Annotated in this window: 2 rRNA genes (1 of these 2 running past the window's edge); both read right to left on the bottom strand. The window is 50.6% G+C overall.

Features of this window, described 5'->3' with window-relative positions:
- Positions 1-449: ribosomal RNA gene (locus tag AUL54_RS09775) — 23S ribosomal RNA — on the bottom strand (it extends 2,480 nt beyond the left edge of the window).
- Between the two features lie 174 nt (positions 450-623).
- A 16S ribosomal RNA gene (locus tag AUL54_RS09780) occupies positions 624-2,173 on the bottom strand.
- Together the 16S and 23S rRNA genes form the textbook arrangement of a ribosomal RNA operon.
- Positions 2,174-2,500 lie beyond the last annotated feature (327 nt).

Consider the following 2,500-nt stretch of genomic DNA (forward strand, 5'->3'; position numbering starts at 1 on the left):
TTCCGACGGAATTTCACGTGTTCCGCCGTACTCAGGATCCACTCTGGAGAGAACGAAGTTTTGACTACAGGGCTGTTACCTCCTATGGCGGGCCTTTCCAGACCTCTTCATCTACCTCGTTCCTTTGTAACTCCGTACAGAGTGTCCTACAACCCCAAGAGGCAAGCCTCTTGGTTTGGGCTGATCCCGTTTCGCTCGCCGCTACTCAGGGAATCGCATTTGCTTTCTCTTCCTCCGGGTACTTAGATGTTTCAGTTCCCCGGGTCTGCCTTCTCATATCCTATGTATTCAGATATGGATACCACTCCATTACGAGTGGTGGGTTTCCCCATTCGGAAATCTCCGGATCAAAGCTTGCTTACAGCTCCCCGAAGCATATCGGTGTTCGTCCCGTCCTTCATCGGCTCCTAGTGCCAAGGCATCCACCGTGCGCCCTTTCTAACTTAACCGTTAAAAAGAATCACTACGTGATTTCTTGCATTACAATTGAATGTGAATTACTTCTGTTATCTAGTTTTCAAAGAACATTATCTCGAAGAATCGAATGATCCTTCAAAACTAAACAAGACAGGGAACGTTCTGTTTATAAGACCCAAGGTCTTATATTCCGTTAAAATCCTTAGAAAGGAGGTGATCCAGCCGCACCTTCCGATACGGCTACCTTGTTACGACTTCACCCCAATCATCTGTCCCACCTTCGGCGGCTGGCTCCATAAAGGTTACCTCACCGACTTCGGGTGTTACAAACTCTCGTGGTGTGACGGGCGGTGTGTACAAGGCCCGGGAACGTATTCACCGCGGCATGCTGATCCGCGATTACTAGCGATTCCAGCTTCACGCAGTCGAGTTGCAGACTGCGATCCGAACTGAGAACAGATTTGTGGGATTGGCTTAACCTCGCGGTTTCGCTGCCCTTTGTTCTGTCCATTGTAGCACGTGTGTAGCCCAGGTCATAAGGGGCATGATGATTTGACGTCATCCCCACCTTCCTCCGGTTTGTCACCGGCAGTCACCTTAGAGTGCCCAACTGAATGCTGGCAACTAAGATCAAGGGTTGCGCTCGTTGCGGGACTTAACCCAACATCTCACGACACGAGCTGACGACAACCATGCACCACCTGTCACTCTGCCCCCGAAGGGGACGTCCTATCTCTAGGATTGTCAGAGGATGTCAAGACCTGGTAAGGTTCTTCGCGTTGCTTCGAATTAAACCACATGCTCCACCGCTTGTGCGGGCCCCCGTCAATTCCTTTGAGTTTCAGTCTTGCGACCGTACTCCCCAGGCGGAGTGCTTAATGCGTTAGCTGCAGCACTAAGGGGCGGAAACCCCCTAACACTTAGCACTCATCGTTTACGGCGTGGACTACCAGGGTATCTAATCCTGTTCGCTCCCCACGCTTTCGCTCCTCAGCGTCAGTTACAGACCAGAGAGTCGCCTTCGCCACTGGTGTTCCTCCACATCTCTACGCATTTCACCGCTACACGTGGAATTCCACTCTCCTCTTCTGCACTCAAGTTCCCCAGTTTCCAATGACCCTCCCCGGTTGAGCCGGGGGCTTTCACATCAGACTTAAGAAACCGCCTGCGAGCCCTTTACGCCCAATAATTCCGGACAACGCTTGCCACCTACGTATTACCGCGGCTGCTGGCACGTAGTTAGCCGTGGCTTTCTGGTTAGGTACCGTCAAGGTGCCGCCCTATTTGAACGGCACTTGTTCTTCCCTAACAACAGAGCTTTACGATCCGAAAACCTTCATCACTCACGCGGCGTTGCTCCGTCAGACTTTCGTCCATTGCGGAAGATTCCCTACTGCTGCCTCCCGTAGGAGTCTGGGCCGTGTCTCAGTCCCAGTGTGGCCGATCACCCTCTCAGGTCGGCTACGCATCGTCGCCTTGGTGAGCCGTTACCTCACCAACTAGCTAATGCGCCGCGGGTCCATCTGTAAGTGGTAGCCGAAGCCACCTTTTATGTTTGAACCATGCGGTTCAAACAAGCATCCGGTATTAGCCCCGGTTTCCCGGAGTTATCCCAGTCTTACAGGCAGGTTACCCACGTGTTACTCACCCGTCCGCCGCTAACATCAGGGAGCAAGCTCCCATCTGTCCGCTCGACTTGCATGTATTAGGCACGCCGCCAGCGTTCGTCCTGAGCCAGGATCAAACTCTCCGATAAATGGATCACAGACTAAGTTCACTGCATCCTGCAGTAACGTCTGTGTGATCTGCATCGTGCAGACCTTAGTTTGACTGACTACGCACATCGCTGTGCGATTTATTTAAAACTTTGAATTAACAGGTACGTTTTGTCTTGTTTAGTTTTCAAAGATCATCACCGCTTGTTGAAGCAGCTTTATTATCTTACCACTCAGCTTCTTTTATGTCAACAACTTTTTTCAAGTCGTTTTCGAAGCTTTTTGTTGTTGTCTGCTGTTCATCAGCGACGTTTAATAATATACCATGCTATCTCTCTATAAATCAAGTGTTTTTTGAAATAAAGAGA

The organism is Bacillus sp. SDLI1 (assembly GCF_001553895.1).
GTDB lineage: Bacteria > Bacillota > Bacilli > Bacillales > Bacillaceae > Bacillus > Bacillus siamensis.